The following is a 6472-nucleotide window of genomic DNA, read 5'->3' as shown; positions in this document are numbered from 1 at the left end:
AGGCCGGGTTAATCCGGGGCAGGGACGCCCCGGCGCGGCGACAAGCCGCGTGAGCCCAGGCCGGGCGTGTACCGGCCTGGGCGGCGGCCCGAAATACCAGGAGGGTATTTACGGGCCTGATTAATAGGTTAAGCCATCATGCCGGCAGGGAATCACGCCGGACTATCCTACGCCCATTGGGAAAATGCGCAAATCCGTTCCCGGCGGATTGGTCCGCCACAAATTTGCCAGGAGCAACCATTCGGTCGGGAGCCGAATGGGGCAAACGAAGTTTGCCTAGCGGGCCAAAGCCGGGGACGGCTTTGGTCAATTGGGAAGTGCGGAGTTCGGTCCGAAGAACGAGCCTCAGGGACGGGGTGAGCACAAAACCGTCGGGAATTGGTTTTGGACTGCCCGCGGCGGGGCAAGATTCGTGGAATGCGGCTTTATTGCCGCTGCATCCTCAGTTCACCTTTTTGAAGAAACGAGTTTCCTGAACAATCGTGCTTTAAAAGTCCCGGAAGCGAGGCGAATACTCGTCTGGTTCGAATGGTAGGGGATCTATTGCCTCCTAAATCCGTAATGGCTCGCACGGAATTAACCTCGTCGAATTCGATCGAGTTTCTGTTTGTTATGCCTGTGTTTACCTTAGTGCTTTAGTATTTAAACGAATATTTAAATACTATTGGAATTTCATCAACTATACTTTTTCGCTTCTCCCTTTACCGATTCCGCACAATATTATCGGGCGCTTTGCAGTCCGGGTGGTGCCAGATTCGGGTTATGGTCGATAACGTACAGGAACCGGACCAAGGTTCCCCGTTCGGCGTGGTCCTTGAACCAACCGTTTTCGGCCATACGGGCTTCGCAAAGGAATTCGTTGCCTTCGGCAGCGAACTCGGGTTGCAGTGTCCGGGAGAACTCGTAGTTCTTTATCCAATGATTTCGGATGTTTGCGGTGAAGTCATGCTGGGTATAGCGGAACGACAAGCCTTGTAAGGTTTCGGCCATGCGCGTGTGACCGGGGAGCAAGATCGTGTCGGGATCGTTTTCTTCCTTTGCCTGAAAGGCGGCGACGATCATCCGGCCGCCGGGGGCCAGTTTGGCGTTGAGCTTCGCCAGCGTGGCACCGTAATCGCCCATGAAATAAATGGAATCGATCGCCAGGATGACGTCGTAATCCCCGCCGGGGAGCTCGTCGTGGATCAGGTCGACGCATCGGAAATCCAGCGCGGGCGCTTTTCCCTGCGTTCTGCGTTGCGCCTGAGCGATGGCGACATCCGAATAATCGACTCCACGTATGGTGCAGGCGGTGCGCTGATGGAGATACTCCGTGATGTATCCGTTGGAGCAGCCGACTTCCAGAACCTTCTCACCCGGCTTGAGCAGCGAAGCCAGGAAATCCATCTCGTCCGTGTCCATCATGCCGTGCTGGCACAAGTCCCGGCCGTAAACCGCCTCGCAGAAGCGCGAATGGGTCGGGCTTTCGGCTGCACGCCGAAAATATTCGTTGTACCAGGCTTTCGAAAACATCTGGGCCTGACCCATGTCGGCCGTGTGGTTCATCAGTTCGCCCATGCTCTGATCCATACGTATGCTCCGGTGTTATTTAATTAGTGAATTCTAATATATCAGGCGTGCTCGGGATTTGTCCCGAGAGCGTTGCCTCTTGATGTCGGCAATGGCGCTAGAACTGGAAAAACGGCCACTCGGGTTCGAGTCCGAGCATGATTTGTCCGACTGCCTCCAGCTTGCCCGCGTTGATGAAGCCATGCTGGGTGATGACGTGGATGTCGCGGAAGTGCTTCGAGAACTCATATTCTTCTCGGACTCCCGAGGCTCCCACGATCTCGTGGATGAGGTCCACCGCTGCCGCGGATTCGAGAACGGCGTGGGTCATCGCGAGTTGCATTTTGGCTTTGAGCTCTATCGTGACGGATCTCGCAGCGACGGCTTCTTTCCAAGCTTCCTCGAACGCCTGGTAGAAATAGAGTCGGCCGGCACCGAGTTTGGCTTCGGCTCGTGCGAGCTGTGATTGAACGACGGCCTGATTCTTGAGCGTCTTCGTTCCATACGCGGGCGTCTTCCGGGTGATGAGCTCGACCGCTTCATCGATGGCCGCGCGTGCGATACCGAGCGCCGGCGGGACGAGGGCGGCGATCGCCGGCCAGACCGTCAGCCGGTAAAGAGATCCCTGATAGGCGCTGCCCGGTTTCTCTAACGGTCGCCATGGCGCGGCCCAGTGCTCGGGGATGAATACGTCCCGCATCTCGACATCATGGCTGCCGCTGCCGCGCATGCCCATCGTGTTCCAGTTGTCGACGATTTCGGCTTCGGACGCGGGAACCGCGATCAACAGCATTTCCGGATTGCCATCGGCGGCCACGCGCAGTTCGCCATCATCGTAGATATTCGCAAAGCCGAGAAAGGCCGTTGCATGGTGTGCGCCGCTCACGAAGGTCGTGCGTCCCGAGATGCGATAGCCGCCCGCGACCGGAACGGCCTTGCGCGCAGGGTTGAAGGAGCCGACCGGAATTGCCTCGAACCCAAAAATCTCCTGCGCGGCCTGGTCGCCGAACCATGGGGCGAACATATCGTGGGCAACGGCGATTTGCAGATTCCAACCCGCCGCACTGTCGATACGGGAGACTTCCTCTATTACGCGAAAAGCAGAGATCGGCTCGACCTCAAGTCCGCCGAATGCCTTCGGCCGCCACAATCGATAGAGGCCCGCCTCCTGCATCGCCTTCGCCACCGGTATTGCCAGTTTGCGCTCGCGTTCGGCCGCCGGTGCATATTGGCGGATGATCGGTTCGATCTCTCGAACCGTTTTCAGCAGGGAATCGACTGTGGGCATGAACGCCTCCTCTGTTTGCGTCTTATCGAATGCGGGCGCGGATCGACCGCTTCTCCGAGCCGCCGGAGTATATCAAAGGGTAAAAGGGCGGACGGCAAGGCGGTACCTCGGTGAGCGGAACGGTGGCCGATCAGGAGCGACGGAGCGAGGCGGTGAAGTTCGCGGGATGTGGCTCGTTTTTCACCCACATCCCGCGACTCTTGGCTGGAAGTCGGACGACGGATCGTTCGAAACGCTTACGAATTACAAATAAGCGTCACCATAGGAGGTGGATTTTTCGAAGTTCTCCCACACATAGGCCGGTTCGACCAGGCTCTTGGTCGGAATCGGACTGGTGATGACGTCGAAAACGCCGGATGCGGTCCTGCCGAGCGTGTCCAGCGTACCCATGATCAAGCCGCCAGCGCTCCCGACGACGGGATTGGTCTTCTTGCTTGCGCCTACGATATTTTTCGGAACTTCCCCAATCCCGGTAAACAGATTTGCAAATCCCCTCGTGAACTTGTCGCCTACCTCGGAAAAGTAGCCGTCCGCGTGACCGGCCGGTGCATGGGCGGCGATCGCAAGAGCTACGGTCAAGGTAAGGGATTTTACGTTGCGCATGGTTGTTTCCTCAGCAAGTCTTGTTGTTATATAGTTTTGTGACGAAACTAAAGTGTAGGGGGGTGGAATTGCTTAAGTCAACAGCCATGACAACCGGCCTGGTCGCCTCGTGCGAAAGGCTTGCAAGGCCGGGCTCAGCCTTCGGCCGATATGCTGGATTGATACCGAAGCCAGTTTTGGTTCGTGTCCCGGTCGAGTTCGTCAATCCGACGATCGATGGCGCCGATGACGTAACGCGAATACGGGCCGAGATGCAGGTACATCGCCATGAGACTGACAGCGAGACGCAAGGCCTGCGGGTTGGTTTTGGCGCAGTTCATGAAGGTCTGCCAGAATGCGTCGCGCAATTCCGGCAATTTGTTGAAAACCTTGTTGACCGTTTCGACGGCGCCGACTTTTCGCCGGGCGTCCCCTTTGGGTAAGTCGCGAGGACGATCGGATCGGTCCAGCAGGCTGACCAGCCGATTGATCCGTCCGACGTAGGCGACCGGGTCATACACGCGCTGGAGAATGCGCCGGTAGTCGTCAAGCACATCCCGGAGCGGGCGCAAGGTGTCGAAATTCAAACCACTGGTGCATTGGTCGCCGGCGTCCACGTCCGGCATGATGTCATGGCCCGGATGGAGGCGCCCCTCCCGCTGTAGCCGCCGGGTCAGCTGTGTATTCGGCAATGCATACAGAAGCCCCACCATGCACACGGGGATCGCCGCCGCCTCGATGAAATCCGCCATGGCATCGGCGATCGAGTCCTTTTCGCTATCGAATCCGACGATGAACCCGGCAGTAACCATCATGCCGTAGGAGTAAATCTTGTGGATGCTCTCGACCAAGTCGCGGCGGGTATTCTGCCTTTTCTTGGTCGCGATCAGAGTCTCCGGGTCCGGACTCTCGATGCCGATGAAGACGAGGAAGAAGTTCGCCCGTTTCATGAGTTCGAGAAGCTCGGTGTCTTCGGCGAGATTGATCGAGGCTTCGGTCGAGAATTCGAAAGGAAAGTCATGGGCTTCCTGCCAGGTTATGAGTTCGGCCAGGAACGCCTTTACCACCTTCTTGTTGCCGATCAGGTTGTCGTCCACGAAATCGACGTGTCCCCGGTAACCCATGGAATAGAGTGCATCGAGTTCGGCGAACACCTGCGTCGCGGTTTTGGTGCGCGGCACCCGTCCGTAAAGCTCGATGATGTCGCAGAACTCGCAGGTGAACGGACAGCCCCGTGAGAACTGCAAACCGACGTAAAGATAATGCTCGAATTTGAGCAAATCGAAACGCGGGATCGGGCTCTTCGTGACATCGATCTGGAACTTGGGGGCGGTGAACATCCCCGATCGTTGTCCACTCTCCCAGGCATCCACGAACGTCTGCATAATGCCCTCGGCTTCTCCGAGAACCAGGAAGTCCGCCGAACGGTAAACGTGCGGACTCGAGGTCGCATCCGGCCCGCCCACGACCACGGGCGTGCCCATGATGTGGGCTCGTTCGATCAAGTCGAGCGTATCGGGCTGCTGGGTAATCATGCCCCCCGTCATCACCATATCGGACCAGGCGATATCCTCGTCGCTAAGCTCCTCGGTGTTCCGGTTGACGAGACGGATATTCCATTCTCGAGGCAGCAATGAAGCTACGGTAACCAAGCCAAGCGGAGCGGCCGGATAACGTGCGCCCACCAATTCGCAGGCTTCGGGGTAATTCCAGAACGATTCCGCTTTGAAGCGCGGATAGATCATCAAAACATTGCAGGAGGCCACTTCCTTCATGATGTTCTCCGATCCATGGAAATTAGCAGGGGGCGTGGGATTTGACCCAACAGTGCGCTTCTGAAAGATACCTGTCAAGGTCCAGATTCGGTCTGTTCGCATGACGTAAGTGGCTTTCTGTCCGGCATGTGTTACAGCTGAAAGCAAGACAGAACGCCCGCACGTCATTGTCTTGACAAGCGTTCAAGCCGGGTAGAGTGGGAGGATTCAGCTCCGGAAAACGTTTCGGTAGAGTGGGGCGGCGAACGAGACCGACATTCGCAAGGGCTGCAGATGCCGGTTTGAGCTCGGATTCTGCACGGTTGCATTCTGGATGACGGACTGACTCGTCCAATCGGAGCAAAAAGCAAGAATCTCTTTTCGTTGGCTTATTGACGGATGATGTTCTTAAGCACAAAATCTTACGTTTGTCTTACATTGGGTATGCGCCATGGAGACCACCAAACTTTCGAGCAAAGGCCAAGTGATCATTCCCAAAGGGTTTCGAGCGGCCCACGGTTGGGAAGCAGGGCTGGAGCTGGTTGCCATCGAGGTTGGCGACGGCATTCTGCTCAAACCGAAAGTGCCTTTCGAGGAAACCGTTCTCGACGAGGTTGCGGGCTGCTTGCGGTTCGAAGGGAAAGCCAAGAGCGATGAAGAAATCGATCAAGCGATACGCCAGCACGTAAGGAAGGAATGGCGTGATAGCGATTGATGCCAATATTGTCGTACGACTTCTCACCCGGGACGATCAGGCTCAATACCAGGCCAGCTACCAGCTCTTCCGGACGGCCGAGATCTTCATACCCGATACGGTGATCCTGGAAACCGAATGGGTGCTGCGTTATGCGTACGACTTTAAACCCGCGGAAATCTGCTCCGCATTCAAAAAGCTATTCGGGCTCAAAAACGTTCATGTAAACAATGCCCAGCTTGTCGCGCGGGTGATCAACTGGCACGAAGCCGGTCTGGATTTCGCCGATGCTTTCCACTTGGCGAATAGCGAGCGGTATTCGTCCCTGAAAACATTCGACGAGCGGTTTATCAAGAAGGCTGGCGGCTTGTCGGATTGCTTGGTGGGAAAGCCCTGATTCGCCTGTAGGCTGGGTCAGAGAAACAAGCCCCAGTTTTTATAGGCCGCGAACGCAGAGTGAAGCTGGGGTTCCGCAAAACGGCCATTGACTCATGCGTTGGCAGCAAGCGAGAAATGAATCGGAATTGGGCGACTTTCTCCTTGTTCCAGGCGCTCGGCAATGACGCGCAGGGCAAGAGCTTCAACCTTGACCATGGCCTCCTCGGC

6 protein-coding genes are annotated in these 6472 nt (G+C 56.7%); 2 read left to right on the top strand and 4 right to left on the bottom strand.

The genetic code is table 11. The annotated features are described in order from the left end of the window. Nucleotides 1-720: 720 nt before the first annotated feature. The 4 genes from ABJK70_RS18195 to ABJK70_RS18180 all read right to left on the bottom strand — a co-directional run bounded on the left by ABJK70_RS18195 (nucleotide 721) and on the right by ABJK70_RS18180 (nucleotide 5193). Nucleotides 721-1569: a class I SAM-dependent methyltransferase gene (locus ABJK70_RS18195; protein WP_347258691.1), complete on the bottom strand. Its 849-nt coding sequence runs from the start codon at nucleotides 1567-1569 to the stop codon at nucleotides 721-723. Between the two features lie 97 nt (nucleotides 1570-1666). Continuing rightward, complete coding sequence (locus ABJK70_RS18190) at nucleotides 1667-2836, bottom strand: acyl-CoA dehydrogenase family protein (protein WP_347258690.1); 1170 nt, start codon at nucleotides 2834-2836, stop codon at nucleotides 1667-1669. A 243-nt stretch (nucleotides 2837-3079) separates the two neighbouring features. Beyond that, nucleotides 3080-3439, bottom strand: coding sequence for an exosortase system-associated protein, TIGR04073 family (locus ABJK70_RS18185; protein WP_077732753.1), 360 nt, complete (start codon nucleotides 3437-3439; stop codon nucleotides 3080-3082). A gap of 134 nt (nucleotides 3440-3573) precedes the next feature. After that, entirely contained in the window at nucleotides 3574-5193 is a 1620-nt protein-coding gene (locus ABJK70_RS18180; protein ID WP_086134958.1) for a B12-binding domain-containing radical SAM protein, read from the bottom strand. A 430-nt stretch (nucleotides 5194-5623) separates the two neighbouring features. Between ABJK70_RS18180 and ABJK70_RS18175 the strand changes: the two genes are divergently transcribed. Continuing rightward, nucleotides 5624-5887: an AbrB/MazE/SpoVT family DNA-binding domain-containing protein gene (locus ABJK70_RS18175; RefSeq protein ID WP_086134957.1), complete on the top strand. Its 264-nt coding sequence runs from the start codon at nucleotides 5624-5626 to the stop codon at nucleotides 5885-5887. Further along, a complete protein-coding gene (locus ABJK70_RS18170) occupies nucleotides 5874-6263 on the top strand; it encodes a type II toxin-antitoxin system VapC family toxin (RefSeq protein WP_086134956.1) in 390 nt (129 codons plus the stop codon). Before ABJK70_RS18175 ends, ABJK70_RS18170 begins: the two co-directional genes overlap by 14 nt. Nucleotides 6264-6472 lie beyond the last annotated feature (209 nt).

The sequence above is a fragment of the Methylocaldum sp. genome (genome assembly GCF_039794385.1).
In the GTDB taxonomy this organism is placed as follows: domain Bacteria; phylum Pseudomonadota; class Gammaproteobacteria; order Methylococcales; family Methylococcaceae; genus Methylocaldum.
This window is presented reverse-complemented; position numbering and strand designations above follow the sequence as displayed.

Bases quoted from the DNA above. Each gene is read 5' to 3' on its own strand.
- ABJK70_RS18185 (WP_077732753.1), bottom strand. From the start codon at position 3,439: ATGCGCAACGTAAAATCCCTTACCTTGACCGTAGCTCTTGCGATCGCC.
- ABJK70_RS18180 (WP_086134958.1), bottom strand. From the start codon at position 5,193: ATGAAGGAAGTGGCCTCCTGCAATGTTTTGATGATCTATCCGCGCTTC.
- ABJK70_RS18190 (WP_347258690.1), bottom strand. From the start codon at position 2,836: ATGCCCACAGTCGATTCCCTGCTGAAAACGGTTCGAGAGATCGAACCG.
- ABJK70_RS18195 (WP_347258691.1), bottom strand. From the start codon at position 1,569: ATGGATCAGAGCATGGGCGAACTGATGAACCACACGGCCGACATGGGT.
- ABJK70_RS18175 (WP_086134957.1), top strand. From the start codon at position 5,624: ATGGAGACCACCAAACTTTCGAGCAAAGGCCAAGTGATCATTCCCAAA.